This is a genomic window from Pseudomonas sp. BF-R-19 (genome assembly GCF_019956445.1).
GTDB classification, from domain to species: Bacteria; Pseudomonadota; Gammaproteobacteria; order Pseudomonadales; family Pseudomonadaceae; genus Aquipseudomonas; species Aquipseudomonas fluorescens_BH.
Map to the genome: position 1 here is coordinate 1 of NZ_JAHBDN010000075.1, position 15,410 is coordinate 15,410.

16 protein-coding genes and 1 pseudogene are annotated in these 15,410 nt (G+C 58.5%); 12 read left to right on the forward strand and 5 right to left on the reverse strand.

The features are described 5' to 3' along the window. Nucleotides 1–122: pseudogene (locus tag KGB28_RS22045) on the forward strand (short chain dehydrogenase); the annotation flags it as partial. Nucleotides 123–255: 133 nt separating this feature from the next. On the opposite strand, the gene apbC reads toward KGB28_RS22045, so the two are convergent. Further along, nucleotides 256–1,350, reverse strand: coding sequence for an iron-sulfur cluster carrier protein ApbC (gene apbC / locus KGB28_RS22050; RefSeq protein WP_095943841.1), 1,095 nt, complete (start codon nt 1,348–1,350; stop codon nt 256–258). 176 nt (nt 1,351–1,526) lie between these two features. On the opposite strand from apbC, the gene metG reads away from it, so the two are divergent. From metG to KGB28_RS22090, 8 genes are all read left to right on the forward strand, one after another. Beyond that, nucleotides 1,527–3,578: a methionine--tRNA ligase gene (gene metG, locus KGB28_RS22055; protein ID WP_223447870.1), complete on the forward strand. Its 2,052-nt coding sequence runs from the start codon at nt 1,527–1,529 to the stop codon at nt 3,576–3,578. 143 nt (nt 3,579–3,721) lie between these two features. Further along, a complete protein-coding gene (locus tag KGB28_RS22060) occupies nt 3,722–4,291 on the forward strand; it encodes an electron transport complex protein RnfA (protein ID WP_223447871.1) in 570 nt (189 codons plus the stop codon). Further along, a complete protein-coding gene (gene rsxB / locus KGB28_RS22065) occupies nt 4,288–5,304 on the forward strand; it encodes an electron transport complex subunit RsxB (RefSeq protein WP_223447872.1) in 1,017 nt (338 codons plus the stop codon). Before KGB28_RS22060 ends, rsxB begins: the two co-directional genes overlap by 4 nt. After that, nucleotides 5,291–6,277 (forward strand): RnfABCDGE type electron transport complex subunit D, encoded by a 987-nt coding sequence (locus KGB28_RS22070; protein ID WP_223447873.1) that lies wholly within the window; start codon nt 5,291–5,293, stop codon nt 6,275–6,277. Before rsxB ends, KGB28_RS22070 begins: the two co-directional genes overlap by 14 nt. Continuing rightward, complete coding sequence (locus tag KGB28_RS22075; RefSeq protein ID WP_223447874.1) at nt 6,274–6,885, forward strand: RnfABCDGE type electron transport complex subunit G; 612 nt, start codon at nt 6,274–6,276, stop codon at nt 6,883–6,885. The genes KGB28_RS22070 and KGB28_RS22075 overlap by 4 nt, the downstream gene beginning before the upstream one ends. Next, on the forward strand, nt 6,878–7,462 hold the full coding sequence (locus tag KGB28_RS22080) for an Rnf-Nqr domain containing protein (protein ID WP_223447875.1): 585 nt from the start codon (nt 6,878–6,880) through the stop codon (nt 7,460–7,462). The genes KGB28_RS22075 and KGB28_RS22080 overlap by 8 nt, the downstream gene beginning before the upstream one ends. 25 nt (nt 7,463–7,487) lie before the next feature. Further along, nucleotides 7,488–8,126 carry an endonuclease III gene (gene nth / locus KGB28_RS22085; protein WP_223447876.1) on the forward strand — a complete coding sequence of 213 codons (639 nt, stop codon included), beginning with the start codon at nt 7,488–7,490 and terminating at the stop codon, nt 8,124–8,126. A gap of 106 nt (nt 8,127–8,232) precedes the next feature. Beyond that, nucleotides 8,233–8,412: a PA3496 family putative envelope integrity protein gene (locus KGB28_RS22090; RefSeq protein WP_007972325.1), complete on the forward strand. Its 180-nt coding sequence runs from the start codon at nt 8,233–8,235 to the stop codon at nt 8,410–8,412. 80 nt (nt 8,413–8,492) lie between these two features. On the opposite strand, the gene KGB28_RS22095 is transcribed toward KGB28_RS22090, so the two are convergent. Further along, the gene (locus KGB28_RS22095) at nt 8,493–9,119 is read right to left on the reverse strand and encodes a response regulator transcription factor (protein ID WP_008053528.1); all 627 of its coding nucleotides are present in this window, start codon (nt 9,117–9,119) and stop codon (nt 8,493–8,495) included. 543 nt (nt 9,120–9,662) lie between these two features. Here KGB28_RS22095 and KGB28_RS22100 point away from each other — a divergent pair. Next, the gene (locus KGB28_RS22100) at nt 9,663–10,361 is read left to right on the forward strand and encodes a hypothetical protein (RefSeq protein WP_223447877.1); all 699 of its coding nucleotides are present in this window, start codon (nt 9,663–9,665) and stop codon (nt 10,359–10,361) included. 150 nt (nt 10,362–10,511) lie between these two features. Here KGB28_RS22100 and KGB28_RS22105 read toward each other — a convergent pair whose 3' ends face one another. Together KGB28_RS22105 and KGB28_RS22110 are read right to left on the reverse strand one after the other, a co-directional pair. Further along, nucleotides 10,512–11,729 (reverse strand): argininosuccinate synthase, encoded by a 1,218-nt coding sequence (locus KGB28_RS22105; RefSeq protein ID WP_223447878.1) that lies wholly within the window; start codon nt 11,727–11,729, stop codon nt 10,512–10,514. 129 nt (nt 11,730–11,858) lie between these two features. Then, the gene (locus KGB28_RS22110) at nt 11,859–12,764 is read right to left on the reverse strand and encodes a flagellar protein MotY (RefSeq protein WP_223447879.1); all 906 of its coding nucleotides are present in this window, start codon (nt 12,762–12,764) and stop codon (nt 11,859–11,861) included. A 159-nt stretch (nt 12,765–12,923) separates the two neighbouring features. On the opposite strand from KGB28_RS22110, the gene pyrC reads away from it, so the two are divergent. Both pyrC and rnt read left to right on the forward strand, forming a co-directional pair. Beyond that, on the forward strand, nt 12,924–13,970 hold the full coding sequence (gene pyrC / locus KGB28_RS22115; RefSeq protein WP_223447880.1) for a dihydroorotase: 1,047 nt from the start codon (nt 12,924–12,926) through the stop codon (nt 13,968–13,970). After that, nucleotides 13,967–14,644 (forward strand): ribonuclease T, encoded by a 678-nt coding sequence (gene rnt, locus KGB28_RS22120; protein WP_007997489.1) that lies wholly within the window; start codon nt 13,967–13,969, stop codon nt 14,642–14,644. Before pyrC ends, rnt begins: the two co-directional genes overlap by 4 nt. A 73-nt stretch (nt 14,645–14,717) precedes the next feature. Here rnt and KGB28_RS22125 read toward each other — a convergent pair whose 3' ends face one another. Further along, on the reverse strand, nt 14,718–15,320 hold the full coding sequence (locus KGB28_RS22125) for a peroxiredoxin (RefSeq protein ID WP_223447881.1): 603 nt from the start codon (nt 15,318–15,320) through the stop codon (nt 14,718–14,720). Nucleotides 15,321–15,410: the final 90 nt, after the last annotated feature.

The window sequence follows — 15,410 nt, forward strand, 5'->3', positions numbered from 1 at the left end:
CAGGGATCCCGCTCAAGCGCATGGGCAGGCCTGAAGAAATCGCCCATTCGGCGGCTTACATCTTTGAGAACGACTATTACACCGGTCGGATTCTGGAGATGGATGGCGGGTTGCGTATCTAAGCCCGACACAAAACCAATGTGGGAGCGGGCTTGCTCGCGAAGGCGATAGATCAGTCAACTTATTGGTTGAATGACACACCGCTTTCGCGAGCAAGCCCGCTCCCACATGGGGTCAGCATTTATCTGGCGAAAATCAATCGTCGCTGACGCTGATATTCGGCATCGCCGGCGTCAAAGCTTCCTGCAATACAATCCGTGCGCCAACGTGACGGGCCAGTTCCTGGTAAACCATCGCAATCTGGCTGTCAGGCTCGGCGATCACCGTTGGCTTGCCGCCATCGGCCTGCTCGCGGATGACCATCGACAGCGGCAGCGAAGCCAGCAGCTCGACGCCATATTGGTTGGCCAGTTTCACACCCCCGCCTTCACCGAACAGATGCTCGGCATGTCCGCAGTTGGAGCAGATGTGCACGGCCATGTTTTCCACCACGCCCAGCACCGGAATGTTGACCTTGCGGAACATTTCCACGCCCTTGCGCGCGTCCAGCAGTGCCAGGTCCTGCGGGGTGGTCACGATGACCGCACCAGCCACTGGCACTTTCTGCGCCAGGGTCAGCTGGATGTCACCAGTGCCTGGCGGCATGTCGATGACCAGGTAATCCAGGTCGCCCCAAGCGGTTTGGGTCACCAGTTGCAACAAGGCGCCGGAGACCATCGGCCCGCGCCAGACCATCGGCGTGTTGTCATCGGTCAGGAACGCCATGGACATCACTTCGACGCCATGGGACTTGAGCGGAACGAACCACTTCTGGTCCTTGACCTCAGGGCGGGTGCGCTCGGGGATACCGAACATGATGCCCTGGCTCGGACCGTAGATATCTGCATCGAGAATCCCGACCTTGGCGCCTTCGCGGGCCAGGGCCAGGGCCAGGTTGGCCGCCGTGGTGGATTTGCCCACGCCGCCCTTGCCGGATGCCACGGCCACCACGTTTTTCACGTTCGCCAGGCCCGGAATCTGCGCCTGAGCCTTGTGCGCAGCGATCACACTGGTGATTTCGACCTTGGCACTTGCTACGCCATCCAGCCCCTGAATGGCCATTTCCAGCATCTGCGCCCAGCCACTCTTGAACAGCCCGGCGGCGTAACCCAGTTCAAGCTGAACGCTGACGCGCTCGCCCTGGATCTCGATGTTGCGCACGCACCCGGCGCTGACCGGGTCCTGGTTCAGGTAAGGGTCGGTGTATTGGCGAAGGACGGCTTCCACCGCTGCGCGATTGACGGCGCTCATGAGCAACTCCGAAAACAGGACTGGAAAAGATAGTGGGTATCGTACCTGTTCTAAGCGTTCGACGGGATGTTGAACCTTCACCTGTTACTCATCCAATGAAACAGGCTCACAGGGTGAAAAATATGCGCCGGCGCTTTATAGTGGCCGACCTCCGTTTCATCAAGTAGCCGAGCCCCATGTCCGAGCCACGCAAGATCCTCGTCACCAGCGCCCTGCCCTATGCCAATGGTTCGATTCACCTCGGCCATATGCTGGAATACATCCAGACCGATATGTGGGTGCGCTTCCAGAAGCACCGCGGCAATCAATGCATCTATGTCTGCGCCGACGACGCCCACGGTTCGGCGATCATGCTGCGCGCGGAAAAGGAAGGCATCACCCCGGAACAACTGATCGCCAATGTCCAGGCTGAACACAGCGCCGACTTTGCCGAGTTCCTGGTGGACTTCGACAACTTCCACTCCACTCACGCCGAAGAAAACCGTGAGCTGTCGAGCCAGATCTACCTGAAACTGCGTGACGCCGGGCACATCGCCACGCGCTCGATCACCCAGTATTTCGACCCGGAAAAGAAAATGTTCCTGGCCGACCGCTTCATCAAGGGCACTTGCCCGAAATGCGGCACCGAAGACCAGTACGGTGATAACTGCGAAAAGTGCGGTGCAACCTACGCTCCGACAGATTTGAAGGATCCGAAGTCGGCGATCTCCGGCGCCACCCCGGTGCTCAAGGATTCCCAGCACTTCTTCTTCAAACTGCCAGACTTCCAGCAAATGCTGCAAACCTGGACTCGCAGCGGCACCCTGCAAGACGCCGTGGCCAACAAGATCGCCGAATGGCTGGACGCCGGCCTGCAACAGTGGGACATCTCCCGCGATGCGCCGTATTTCGGTTTTGAAATCCCCGACGAACCGGGCAAATACTTCTACGTGTGGCTGGATGCGCCGATCGGCTACATGGCCAGCTTCAAGAACCTGTGCAACCGCACACCGGAGCTGGACTTCGATGCGTTCTGGGGCAAGGACTCCACCGCCGAGCTGTACCACTTCATCGGCAAGGACATCGTCAACTTCCACGCCCTGTTCTGGCCAGCCATGCTCGAAGGCGCGGGCTACCGCAAGCCGACTGGCATCAACGTGCACGGCTACCTGACCGTCAACGGCCAGAAGATGTCCAAGTCCCGTGGCACCTTCATCAAGGCCCGCACTTACCTGGACCACCTGTCGCCGGAATACTTGCGTTACTACTACGCGGCCAAGCTGGGCCGTGGCGTCGACGACCTGGACCTTAACCTCGAAGACTTCGTGCAGAAGGTCAACTCCGACCTGGTGGGCAAGGTCGTCAACATCGCCAGCCGTTGCGCCGGCTTCATCAACAAGGGCAATGCCGGCGTGATGGTCGACACCAACGCCGCGCCTGAATTGACCGAAGCCTTCCTGGCCGCTGCGCCAAGTATCGCCGACGCCTATGAAGCCCGTGACTTCGCCCGCGCCATGCGCGAGATCATGGGCCTGGCCGACCGCGCCAACGCCTGGATCGCCGACAAGGCACCGTGGTCGCTGAACAAACAGGAAGGCAAGCAGGATGAAGTCCAGGCCATCTGCGCCACCGGCGTCAACCTGTTCCGCCAGTTGGTGATCTTCCTCAAACCAGTCCTGCCGCTGCTGGCCGCCGACGCCGAGGCGTTCCTGAACGTCGCGCCGCTGACCTGGAACGACCACGCGACCTTGCTTAGCAATCACCAGCTGAACGAGTTCAAGCCGCTGATGACCAGGATCGACCCGGTCAAGGTGCAAGCCATGACCGACGCCTCTAAAGAAGACCTGACCGCCAGCCAGACCGACACCGGCGAAGCCGCACCTGCCGGCAATGGCGAACTGGCCAAGGATCCGCTGTCGCCGGAAATCGAGTTCGACACCTTCGCGGCAGTCGATTTGCGTGTCGCGCTGATCGTCAAGGCTGAACACGTGGAAGGCGCCGACAAGCTGTTACGCCTGACCCTGGACATCGGTGACGAACAGCGCAACGTGTTCTCCGGGATCAAGAGCGCTTATCCGGACCCGTCGAAGCTCGATGGTCGCCTGACCATGATGATTGCCAACCTCAAGCCACGGAAAATGAAGTTCGGCATCTCCGAAGGCATGGTGATGGCGGCCGGCCCTGGCGGTGAAGAGATCTACCTGCTCAGCCCTGACAGCGGCGCCAAGCCGGGCCAGCGCATCAAGTAAGGTCTGCGGCAAATCGATCCCACAGTCGTGCCTGGCGCGGCTGTGGGATTTTCATGTCTGGCCCACCCTCCCGCCTTGCCGGATAATGCCTACTCTTTTTAGACAACTGCGCTAAAAAAGCCCTGTTCCTGCCGGCACGAACAATGACCGAAATCCTGCTTACGCTTATCAGCACCGCCCTGATCAACAATCTCGTGTTGCACTGGCCGTTGGCCGTCGATCCGCTGTTGGCCGGTCAGCGCCGTCAGGTCCATGCCTTGGGCATTGCGACGACATGTCTGATGCTGGTCGTGGGCATGCTCGGCTACGCGCTCTATCAATGGCTGCTGGTGCCGCTGCATTTGACGACGCTGCGTCTGTTTGTGTTTCTGCCATTGAGCGTGCTGCTGATCAGCCCGTTGCTGAAGCTGTTGGCTCGGGTGTTTTCGGCACTGCCGTTCGAAGGCCTCTGGCCGTTGCTGCTGGGCAATGCCGGCGTGCTCGGCGTGGCCTTGCTCAATGCTCAGCAAGACAAGGGCTTCTTTCACGCCACAGCCTTGAGCCTCGGTGCTGGGCTGGGCTTTTGGCTGGTGTTGAGCCTGTTCACTGATTTGCGTGAACGCACCGCCGACAACGATGTTCCCCTGCCCTTTCGCGGCTTGCCGATCGACCTGATTGGTGCCGGCCTGATCGCAGTGGCCTTTCTCGGATTCAGCGGACTGATCAAAACATGAGTCTGATTCAACTCATCGACGCACTCTTGCCGCAAACCCAATGCGGCAAGTGCGGCCACCCCGGGTGCAAGCCGTACGCCGAAGGCATCGCCAATGGCGAGCCGATCAACAAATGTCCGCCAGGCGGCAACGAAACCATTAATGCCTTGGCCGAGCTGCTGAAGGTGCCGGTGCTGGAGCTGGACATCACTCGCGGCTCGGCACCTGCGCAGATCGCCTATATCCGCGAGGCTGAGTGTATTGGTTGCACCAAGTGCATTCAGGCTTGCCCGGTCGATGCCATCGTCGGCGCGGCCAAACTGATGCACACGGTGATCATCGATGAGTGCACCGGTTGCGACCTCTGCGTGGCACCCTGCCCGGTGGACTGCATCGAAATGCGCCCACTGCAGCCGAACACGGTACTGCCCGTTGTCGGGGGCCTGGCCCTCACACCGCAGGCGCGTCAGGCCCGCACCCTCAAGCGCGATCACGCACGACGTCGCTTCGAACAACGCAATGCCCGCTTGCAGCGTGAGGAGCAACAGAAAATCGCCGAGCGTCAGGCAAGGCAGCGAGCCGCGCAACCTGCCGAGACGACAGCCGACCCGGTGCAGGCCGCCCTCGAGCGCGTCCGCGCGCAGAAAGCCGCCAATGCCGATGCCGCGCTGAAAAAGGCCAAGATCGATGTGGCGATGAGTCGGGCGCAGCTGCACAAATCGCTGAAGGCCTTCGGGCATCCGCCGACCTTCGAGCAGCAATCGCAGTTGATCGTCCTGCAACAACAGTTCGAAGCCGCCGAACAAAACCTGGCGCGACTGGAAAGCGCCACCCCACCCGCTCCTGCGCAGAAAGTCGCAATTGCTGCGTCGTCAAATGATGCCGATCTGAAACGCGCCAAGATCCAGTTGGCAATGCGCCGCGCCGAACTCAAGAAGGCTCAGGCCAACGAAGCACCGGCGGAGCAAATCGAAGCCCTGGAGCGCGCACTCGGCGAAGCCGAACGCCAGGTGGACGCTCATGCCAACCCTTGAAGCGGTTGATGATCGCCTGCAACAGGCGATGAAACTGGTGCTGTTGGCCACGCTGCCGGGAATGCTGGTGGCGTTCTGGCTGTACGGCTGGGGCGTGTTGATCAATCTGGTTCTGGCGGCCGCTGCCGCGTTGGCCGTCGAAGCCGCCGTCGTGCAATGGCGCAAGCGACCGCCGGGGCCAACCTTGAGTGACGGCAGTGCGTTGGTCAGTGCCACGTTGCTCGCTCTGGCGCTGCCGCCTTACTGCCCATGGTGGCTGACCCTCAGTGCTGCCGCTTTTGCGATGGTGTTTGGCAAGCACTTGTATGGCGGTGTCGGCTCGAATCCCTTCAACCCGGCGATGCTCGGTTTGGCTCTGGTGCTGGTGACCTTTCCCCAACCAATGACCCATTGGCCGTCATCCCATGGCATGGATCTGCTGAGCGGCTTGCAGCAAGTGTTCGGTGCCGGCCATGCGCCTGATGCCTGGGTGCAGGCCACGGCACTGGACAGTCTGCGGATCAACAAAAGCCTGACCATGGATGAACTGTTTGCCGGCAACCCGGCATTCGGCCACTTTGGCGGCCGGGGGGTGGAATGGCTGAACCTGGCGTTTTTGGCGGGTGGAATGTTTCTCCTGCAACGAAGGGTGATCAGTTGGCATGCACCGGTCGGCATGCTGGCCAGTCTGTTCATCATCAGCCTGCTGTGCTGGAACGGTTCTGGCTCCAACTCCCATGGCTCGCCGTTGTTTCATCTGCTGACCGGCGCGACCATGCTGGGGGCGTTCTTCATCATCACCGAACCGGTGTCCGGCGCCAGAAGCCCTGCTGCGCGGCTGCTGTTCGGCGCTGGCGTGGGGCTTCTGACTTATCTGATTCGTACCTGGGGTGGCTACCCGGACGGCATCGCCTTCGCCGTGCTGTTGATGAACCTGTGCGTGCCGGCGCTGGAGCGGTTCGTGGCGGCCAGGCAACAGCCGGAGGCGCCATGAGCCGGACATCAAGCATCGCGTTTGTGGTGCTGTTGGCCGCACTGGGCCTTGGCGTGACCTACTTAGTGCAACTCGGCAGCGCGCCACGCATTGCCGCCGAACAGCGCCTGATCGACAGCCGTCATCTGCTGGACCTGATCGCGCCAGACAGCTACGACAATCAACCACTCGAACACCCCATAACGATTGAAGCAACCGCACTGGCCAACAGCACCTTGCTGGGTGGTTATCTGGCGACCCGTGCCGATCAACCCGTCGCGGTGTTGCTGCGCAGTCAAACCCTTGGCTACGCCGGTGCCATCGACCTGTTGATCGCTGTCGACGCCAACGGCAGGTTGCTGGGCGTCAAAACCCTCAAACAGTCGGAAACACCAGGACTGGGGGCACGGATCGCCGACTGGCCCAATACCTGGCTCCAGGTTTTTTCCGGCAAGTCTCGAACAGAACCCGGTGACAGCGGCTGGGCGCTGAAAAAGGATCAGGGACAGTTCGATCAGATCGCAGGCGCAACCATCACCTCGAGAGCGGTGATCAATGCCGTCCACGATGCCTTGCGCTACTTCGATGAACACCGGCAACAACTGCTCGGAATCCCTGCCCATGGATAATTCATCGAATCTGCGCAACGCCTTGATGCTGACGCCGCTGATCGGCGCCACCCACTCGCTGATGGCCGCACTTGGCCTGTGCCTGATGTACATGGTGGTGACCCAGTTGTTCAGCCTGACCATGGGCGCCCTGCGATCCCGACTGGTCCCGGCGACCCGCTTGCTGGCCAGCATCCTGTTGGCGGCCACGCTCACCAGTTGCGCGGAACTCATGGCACAGGCCTGGTCGCTGCAATGGCAGCAGCATCTGGGGTTTTATGGCGCCTTGATCGCCTTGCAATGCCTCGTACTGGAACACACCGGGTTCTTTCAGAACGGTTGGCACCAACGCCTGCGATTCAATGGTCTGTTTGCCACGCTGATGATTGCGCTGGGCCTGCTGCGCGAACTTATCGGCAACGGAACACTTGGAAACCATCTATCGTGGCCGATCGGCGCAACGCCAACTGACTGGCAAGGCTGGGTGCTGGTGGCTGATGGCGGTCTGCGCCTGGCCACGTTGGTCCCTGGCGGGTTCATACTGCTCGGACTGCTGATCGCCGCCTGGCAGGCTTGGCGCCCCGCTCCCACACATTGATTGCCTTCGAGGAAACGCACCGCCCATGAATGCCGCAAAACGTCTGGAAATATTCCGCAGACTGCATGAGGACAACCCGGAACCAAAGACCGAGCTGGCCTATTCCTCAGCGTTCGAATTGCTGATTGCCGTGATTCTCTCGGCGCAGTCGACCGATGTCGGCGTCAACAAGGCCACAGCCAGGCTGTTCCCGGTCGCCAACACACCGGCGGCGATCCATGCCCTGGGTGTCGAGGGGCTGTCGGAGTACATCAAGACCATCGGTCTGTACAACAGCAAAGCGAAAAACGTGATCGAAACCTGCCGCTTGCTGGTCGAGCGTCACGCCGGTGAAGTGCCAGAAACCCGCGAAGAGCTGGAAGCACTGCCCGGCGTCGGCCGCAAAACCGCCAATGTGGTACTCAATACTGCATTCCGTCAGCTGACCATGGCCGTCGACACGCATATTTTCAGGGTCAGCAACCGCACCGGCATTGCTCCCGGCAAGAATGTGGTGGAAGTCGAGAAAAAACTGATGAAATTCGTGCCCCGGGAGTACCTGCTCGACTCCCATCACTGGCTGATCCTTCACGGCCGCTATGTTTGCCTGGCCCGCAAGCCCCGATGCGGGAGCTGCCGGATCGAGGACTTGTGCGAATACAAGCACAAAACCTCCGACGATTGAGGCGCTATTGGGTTTATTGAATTATCGATTGAAAAAATCTTTTTTACCCGCCGGGAGATTGTCGATATAAGGAGCGCCAAAGGCCTTCTTAGCCTGGAGCAACTAAATGAGTACTGGCAAAGAGCAACTGGACGTAGAAGACGACTTCACCACCGCCGAAACCGATGACGCTGAGCCGGTGGTTGAAGTAGCGAAAACCAATCTGAGCAAACGCCGCACCATCGATAACCTGCTGGAGGAGCGCCGATTGCAAAAGCAATTGGCCGATTACGATTTTGACTTATGACACCTGAAAGCCTCCCGAAACGGAGGCTTTTTTCTAAGTGCCATACTTCGGTGGACGCCCCTTGTCGCGCAGTTACGTCATCACACCAGACCATTGCGTTGTGCCAGCTCGATCAGATCGACCAGAGACCGCGCATTCAGTTTGAGCAACAGGCGGGTCTTGTAAGTACTGACTGTTTTATTGCTGAGAAACATTCCATCGGCAATCTCTTTATTGGTCTTTCCTCGGGCCAACTGTTGCAGAACCATCATTTCCCGTCCCGACAAGCGATCAACCATATCGGCCTCACTGGCATTCCCCAAACTGCAACGCACGGTATGCAAGGCTTGGTTAGGAAAGTAACTGTAGCCTGACAACACCGCCTTTATTGCACTGAGCAACTCCGTCAGGTCTTGTTGCTTGCAGACATAACCAGCTGCACCGGATTGCATGCAACGCATCGAAAAATGCCCCGGCGCCTGGGAAGTCAAAATCAGCACTTTCATAGGCATTGAGGTCGAAGACAAACGCGCGATGACTTCCAACCCGTCCAGCTTCGGAATCCCGATATCCAGAATGACAATATCCGGCATAAGTTCACGGGCTAGTTGCAGTGCGTCCACACCATTATCGGTTTCTGCAATAACTTCGTAGCCATGACGTTCCATTAGCATACGTACCGCAAGACGAATGACGGGGTGATCATCCACGATCAGCACTTTATTCATGGGCAAGTCCAATTTTCGCTGTTCGAATTTTTAGAGCCCGCACAATAGCCTAGTCGTTTCACCCATGGCATGTCGCCCCTCCCAGCCACCCACACCAAGAGACATCCCCTACAAACAACACGGATTCCTCCTACAAAAATCCCTCGAACAGAATGAATTGAAAACTGTATCAGCGTCAGTGTGTCGCACTTTCCAGCCGTCACCTCAATCGTTTACGACCAAAATTTTCCGAGAGCCAGCCTGAACGGTCGCGCCCTGACAAACATAAGCATCTACCCCTCCCGCTAAAACGTAACTGATATTTACGCACTAAACATTCACACCAGAAATATCACACACCAAGCATCCAATTACTCTTACAGCAAATAATATTTTTTGAGCAATCATTAAAGCACCACCCACACTCAAAAAATCGAAGAGCAATACAACAAGCAAATAAAAACGCTTATCAAAACCAACAAGCAACAAAAATCACTACAATAGTTACCACTTCAAACCAACCTCATAAACCATTCGAGAAAAAATCCAGAATGAGTACAGAACATGATAAAAAAACGAATCACCAACCCAATGACAATTATCGCGATATTTGCAGCACTCTCTGAAACTTCGGCAGCCGTTTCTCTACCCTTCCTCGACCAAGAGGAAAGAGAACTCTATGTCTGGTTTCTGATCAGCTTTCCGTTTTATTTACTTTTGCTTTTTTTCGCGACACTCAACTTCAACTACAAATCCCTTTATGCGCCCTCCGACTTTGAAAAGGGAAAACACTTCATGAAGGTCATGGATGATGCCGGGCGGCCGGAAAAAAAAGCGTCCGGGAAGTCGTCTGAGAATCCCGCCCTGGAAACCTCAACGAATGACCGGCAGTCAGCTCGAACGCCCTGCGGCGCACAGGACCCGCCAACCGAGATTGGTCTGCAAACCTCTGTCTCTGTTCAACATCAGCTTCAGTTACCGGAACTTATAAAAGACCTGTACATCGTGGATGCACGGTGGATGAGCAAGGAGGTCGAGTTTGGAGCGCTGCTGGAAAACCTCCAGAGGCCACGGGAAAAGACGGCGTACGTGATTCTGTTTGTCACTTGTGCCGTTTCGGAGATTTTACTGAAAGCCAGTGCGCTTAAACATTCAAAGCAGGCCAACAAGCGCAGTGCCGCCTTTTATGTTGCCTACAATCTGGACTCGCACAGGTTGTCGGTCATTGATCAGGCCGGGCAACCGGCGAACAACAACGTGTAGTACAGGTCAGACCATCGAGAAGGAGAAAAACAGGAAATCATCAGCGCAAACGAAAACACCCGACAACGTAGCAACTGGCGTCACACCCCGTTTTCAGGTACCTGACCTCGTCGAGGACGAGGTCAGGTATCCATCACGATTTCAAAGGTCTCAGAACAGCTTCCGGCCTTTGTTCGCTGCAATGCGCATGCGCAGGGCATTGAGCTTGATGAAGCCCGCTGCATCCGCCTGGTTGTACGCGCCGCCATCTTCTTCGAAGGTCGCGATGTTGGCGTCGAACAGCGAGTCGTCGGACTTGCGCCCAGTGACGATCACATTGCCCTTGTACAGCTTCAGGCGCACAACGCCATTCACGTTGACCTGAGACGCATCGATCATCTGTTGCAGCATCAGACGCTCAGGGCTCCACCAGTAGCCGGTGTAGATCAGGCTGGCGTACTTGGGCATCAACTCGTCTTTGAGGTGAGCCACTTCGCGGTCCAGGGTGATCGATTCGATCGCACGGTGAGCACGCAGCATGATGGTGCCGCCAGGGGTTTCGTAGCAGCCACGGGACTTCATGCCCACGTAGCGGTTCTCGACGATGTCGAGACGGCCGATACCGTGTTCGCCACCGATACGGTTCAGGGTCGCCAGCACGGTGGCCGGAGTCATTTCGACGCCGTCCAGCGCGACGATGTCGCCGTTGCGGTAGGTCAGTTCCAGGTACTGCGGCTTGTCTGGCGCGTTTTCCGGGGAAACGGTCCAGCGCCACATGTCTTCTTCGTGCTCGGTCCAGGTGTCTTCCAGCACGCCGCCTTCATAGGAGATGTGCAGCAGGTTGGCATCCATGGAGTACGGGGACTTTTTCTTGCCGTGGCGCTCGATCGGGATCCCGTGCTTATCGGCGTAATCCATCAGCTTTTCACGGGACAGCAGGTCCCATTCGCGCCAAGGGGCAATCACTTTCACACCAGGTTTCAAGGCGTACGCACCGAGCTCGAAACGAACCTGGTCGTTACCCTTGCCGGTGGCGCCATGGGAAATGGCGTCAGCGCCGGTTTCGTTGGCGATTTCGATCAGGCGCTTGGCGATCAGCGGACGAGCGATGGAAGTACCCAGCAGGTACTCGCCTTCGTAAACGGTGTTGGCACGGAACATCGGGAAAACGAAATCGCGCACGAACTCTTCGCGCAAGTCGTCGATGTAGATCTCTTTGACGCCCATGGCCTGAGCCTTGGCGCGTGCAGGTTCGACCTCTTCGCCCTGCCCCAGGTCAGCGGTGAAGGTCACCACTTCACAGTTATAAGTATCCTGCAGCCACTTGAGGATCACCGAAGTGTCCAGGCCGCCGGAATACGCCAGAACGACCTTGTTTACGTCCGCCATGCCATCACTCCACGGGGTTCTACGGAAAGCCGGGAAGTCTACCGCTCATACAGAATAATTTACAGTGGCGCGACAGCTTATGACGACGAAGCGACAGATTCTGTCGAGGGCGCGACGATTACAGCTGGATCAGGAAGTGGCCGAAGTGGCCGCTTTCGTCGCTTGCGGGGCGACTTGTTCCGCTGGGGCTCCGCGCTCCAGGCGTACCGCTACTCGACGGTTCTTCGCGCGGTTGGTGTTGTTGGTGTTAGGCGCCACCGGATAACGCTCGCCATGGAAACGCAGGGTGATTTGCGACTCTTGGATGCCGTTGGCCTTGAAGAACTCCAGCACTGCCAGGGCTCGGCGCCGCGACAGGTCGCGGTTGGTCAGGCGGTTGCCGCTGTTGTCGGAGTGACCGTCGAGCTCGATGTGATTGACCGTCGGATCGGCCTTCATGTACTCCAGCATCACCTGTAGTTTGGCTTTTGCGGCGCTGTCGAGTTCGATTCCGCCGCCGGGGAAGCCGATTTCGGATTGCTTCACCTGTTCGAAATTCTGTGGCAACAGTTTCGCCACACAACTCTGGTAATCGGCAAACGCTTTGGTGAACCTGACCGGCAGCAAGCGCACTTCCGACACCCGACCATCCCCCGAGGAATGGCGAACCACCGGACTGCGACCGTCCATCAGGCCACTGATCAGTCGTCCGGCCTGAACCTGTGAGCTGTTGAACAAAACGTTGCCACTGCCGATTCTCACCGTGCCCAGGTTGATATCGTCACGCCCGGGTTGCCACGGCGCGGCAGCGGCCAGCAGCGTCGCCGAACCGCCGCCAATCATCGGGTTGTAGGTTTTCAGACGAAACGTCGCCTGCTCGCCGGCACGGCGCACGAACTCGCCCGAACCGAAGTCGGTAATCGGCTGAGTCAGGCGGCATTCGAACTTGTCACCCTCGACCGTCCACTCAATGTTCTCCAGACGGGTCTGGAAAGTGAGCGCCATCGCGGGAAGGCTGGCAAACACACTGAGCAAGGCTAAAAAACGCTGGCGCACGGGAGGCTCCACTGGCTTCTACAACAAAAAGACAGACACACACATGTTTACGGCATACCTGTTGGATATCGGAAGCTTCCTGCAAAACTTGATAGCGAGTGCCTGCAAGAGTCTTTTCCGGTAGCATTCCCTTGAGTTTGACCCGCCTGGAATCCCCTCATGTCCGACCGCCTGACCCTGCTGCGTCCCGACGACTGGCATATTCATCTTCGCGATGGTGCCGTGTTGACCAATACCGTCGCGGATGTCGCGCGCACCTTTGGCCGCGCCATCATCATGCCCAACCTGGTTCCACCGGTGCGCAACGCGGCCGAAGCCGACGGCTATCGCCAGCGGATTCTCGCTGCCCGCCCGGCCGGCAGCCTGTTCGAGCCACTGATGGTCCTGTACCTGACCGACCGCACCCAGCCTGAAGAAATTCGCGAGGCCAAGGCCAGCGGATTCATTCACGCCGCCAAGCTGTACCCGGCCGGCGCGACCACCAACTCGGACTCTGGCGTCACCAGCATCGACAAGATCTTCCCTGCACTCGAGGCCATGGCCGAAGTCGGGATGCCGTTGTTGGTCCACGGTGAAGTCACCCGGGGCGATGTCGATGTGTTCGACCGCGAAAAAATCTTCATCGACGAGCACATGCGCCGTGTGGTCGAGCGTTTCCCGACCCTCAAAGTGGTCTTCGAACACATCACCACCACGGACGCCGTGCAGTTCGTCAACTCGGCTTCGGCCAACGTCGGCGCGACCATCACGGCTCACCACCTGCTGTACAACCGCAACCACATGCTGGTGGGCGGGATTCGGCCGCACTTCTATTGCCTGCCGATCCTCAAGCGCAACACCCACCAGGAAGCCCTGCTCGACGCTGCCACCAGCGGCAGCGAGAAGTTCTTCCTCGGCACCGACTCGGCCCCCCACGCCCAGCACGCCAAGGAAGCGGCTTGCGGTTGCGCCGGTTGCTACACCGCCTATGCGGCCATCGAGATGTACGCCGAAGCCTTCGAACAGCGCAATGCGCTGGACAAACTCGAGGCCTTCGCCAGCCTCAACGGCCCTCGGTTCTATGGTCTGCCAGCCAACACCGATCGCATCACCCTGGTCCGCGAAGAGTGGACCGCCCCGACCAGCCTGCCATTTGGCGAGCTGACCGTTATCCCGCTGCGCGCCGGTGAAAAACTGCGCTGGCGCCTGCTGGAGGAACACGCGTGAGTGAAGACCATTTCGACGACGAACTGGAAGGCAATGGCGGCGGAGGCGGCCCTCGTCATCCAATGGCGGCCAGGTTCCGTGGTTACCTGCCGGTTGTCGTCGACGTAGAAACCGGTGGCTTCAATTCGGCCACCGATGCCTTGCTGGAGATCGCTGCGACCACCATCGCCATGGATGAAAAGGGTTTTGTTTACCCGGATCACACCTACTTCTTCCGTGTCGAGCCGTTCGAAGGCGCAAACATCGAAGCCGCTGCCCTGGAATTCACCGGGATCAAGCTCGATCACCCGCTGCGCATGGCCGTGAGTGAAGAGTCTGCCCTGAACGATATCTTCCGCGGCGTGCGCAAGGCCCTGAAGGCCAATGGTTGCAAACGGGCGATCCTGGTCGGGCATAACAGCAGCTTCGACCTGGGCTTCCTGAATGCAGCGGTTGCGCGGCTGGACATGAAGCGCAATCCGTTCCACCCGTTCTCCAGTTTCGATACCGCAACGCTCGCCGGCCTCGCTTACGGCCAGACCGTGCTGGCCAAGGCGTGCCAGGCAGCGGACATCGACTTTGACGGTCGCGAGGCTCACTCGGCTCGCTATGACACCGAGAAGACGGCAGAGCTGTTCTGCGGCATCGTCAATCGCTGGAAACAGATGGGTGGCTGGGAAGACTTCAACGATTGATCCCCTCCCGGCGTTATCCCGCCCATAAAAAAACCGGCCTCGATGGCCGGTTTTTTTGTACCTGGAGCGTGCCTTACAGAGCGGCAGCGTGCTCGGTCAGGTAAGCCGCAACGCCTTCTGGCGAAGCGTTCATGCCTTTGTCGCCTTTTTTCCAGTTGGCAGGGCAGACTTCGCCGTGCGCTTCGTGGAATTGCAGAGCGTCGACCAGACGGATCAGCTCTTCCATGTTACGACCCAGTGGCAGGTCGTTGATGATCTGCGAGCGGACAACGCCTTTGTCGTCGATCAGGAAAGCGCCACGGAAAGCCACGCCTTCAGCGGACTGAACGTCGTAGGCCTTCATGATGTCCTGCTTGATGTCGGCAGCCATGGTGTAGCGAACCTGGCCGATACCGCCATTGTTCACTGGAGTGTTGCGCCATGCGTTGTGGGTGAAGTGCGAGTCGATCGAAACAGCGATCACTTCAACGTTGCGTGCCTTGAACTCAGACATGCGGTTGTCCAGAGCGATCAGCTCGGACGGGCAAACGAAGGTGAAGTCCAGCGGGTAGAAGAACACCAGGCCGTATTTGCCTTTGATCGCCGAGGACAGGGTGAAGCTGTCAACGATCTCGCCATTGCCGAGTACGGCCGGTACGGTGAAGTCAGGGGCTTGTTTGCCTACGAGTACGCTCATTGGATATCTCCTGGTGTAATAGCGTGAGAAACAGGGTTCGCATCAGCCTGCCACCCTGAGGCGACAGCCCTGTGACACGATCCCCGGTCG